Annotated in this window: 2 protein-coding genes and 1 pseudogene; all 3 read right to left on the reverse strand. The window is 61.4% G+C overall.

Translation table 11 applies throughout. The features are described 5' to 3' along the window. Positions 1-944: amidohydrolase family protein (locus tag AC1DT3_RS20190; protein WP_477466995.1), on the reverse strand; the 944-nt coding region annotated here is incomplete at its 3' end. Between the two features lie 43 nt (positions 945-987). Then, complete coding sequence (locus AC1DT3_RS20195) at positions 988-1,425, reverse strand: endonuclease domain-containing protein (protein WP_477466996.1); 438 nt, start codon at positions 1,423-1,425, stop codon at positions 988-990. 62 nt (positions 1,426-1,487) lie between these two features. Then, positions 1,488-1,726: pseudogene (gene pyrB, locus AC1DT3_RS20200) on the reverse strand (aspartate carbamoyltransferase catalytic subunit); the annotation flags it as partial.

Below are 1,726 nucleotides of genomic sequence, written 5' to 3' on the forward strand. Positions count from 1 at the left end.
TCCTGTGGATTGTGGTCCGACACGATGACGTCGATCACGCCGTCGGCCAAAGCCTCGATCATCGCCAGCCGATCGCTCTCGTGCCGCAGGGGTGGCGACATCTTGAAGAATGTCCGATACTCGCCGATGTCGTTTTCGTTCAGCGTCAGGTGGTTGATCGAGACCCCGCAAGTGATCGGCAGACCGCGCTTCTTGGCCTGCCGGACGATCTCGACCGAATCGGCGCAAGAGATCATGGCCGCATGGTAGCGTCCGCCCGTGAGGCGCACGAGGCGAATGTCCCGTTCCAGCATGACCGTTTCGGCCTCGCGCGGAATGCCGGGTAGACCGAGTCTGGCGGCGAATTCTCCCTCGTTCATCACTCCTTGCGCCACGAGGTCGGGATCTTCCAGGTGGTGGACGATCAGAGCGTCGAAATCACGGGCATAGGTGAGCGCACGGCGCATGACCTGCGCGCTGGTGACGGAATGCGCGCCATCGGTGAAGGCGATTGCGCCAGCCTCGCGCAATAGGCCGATTTCGGCCATCTCCTCGCCTTGCAGCCCTTTGGTCAGGGCGGCGGCGGGCAGCACATGCACGATCGATGTGTCGCGCGCCCGGCGCATGACGAAATCGATGATGGCGGGATCGTCGAGCACCGGATTGGTTTCAGGCATCGTAACGATGGTGGTGACGCCGCCGGCCGCCGCCGCCTCGCCGGCGCTCTTGAACGTCTCGCGATGCGCCGCGCCGGGTTCGCCGATGAACGCGCGCATATCGATGAGACCGGGAGCGAGGACCGAGCCTTCGCAGTCGACGATATCGGCATCGGCCGCGCCCGTAACGTGGTGGCCGACATCCTGAATGAGACCATTGTTGACGAGGACGCCGCCACGCTCCTCGCGTCCGCTGTCGGGATCGACGAGACGCGCGTTCTTGAGAAGGAGTGGGCGATCAGCGGTCATTGGGAAATACCTGAACCGATTTTGAGATGATTGAGAAAAGAATTCACGGGCGCCCTCCTCTCCCCTCTGCGGGAGAGGGTGGCCTGCGAAGCAGGTCGGGAGAGGGGCCTAGCATTGCTTCGGTCGCTCGGCGCACCGTTTCAAGGACTAGTTGTCCGTTCCCCAACATCAGTTCGTTGGAAAATCGCAATACGTGGAAACCTTGCCGTCGAAGATAATCGTCTCGCGCTCTATCGTGGGCTTGCTGATCGAGATCTTCGTGTGGAGGCCCGTCCAATTCAACTATGACTTTTGCGGCGGAGCAAAGAAAGTCGACAACGTAGGGAGAGATCGGAACCTGCCGCTTGAACTTATGGCCATGGAAACGCCCTGCTCGGACCTCTCGCCAGAACAAGTCCTCTGCCCGAGTCTGCATCGAACGTTGCTCGCGAGCGAACGACCCGAGACGACCGCTTACCGGATTTTTTCTCGTCTGATCCATGGCCCCTCTCCCGGCTCGCTTCGCTTGCCACCCTCTCCCGCAAAAGGGAGAGGGTAAGATGATCACCGGTTCGGCATGTGGCTTGCGAGCGCTTCCAGCACCGCCATACGGACGGCGACGCCCATTTCGACTTGCTCCTTGATGAGCGACTGAGCGCCGTCCGCGACGTCGGAGGCGATCTCGACGCCGCGATTCATTGGGCCGGGATGCATCACGAGCGCGTCGGGCTTCGCGTACGAGAGCTTCTCCTGATCGAGACCATAGAAGCGAAAGTACTCTTTGACGGACGGAACGAAGGAGC

This window comes from Microvirga sp. P4_G7 (genome assembly GCF_056401005.1).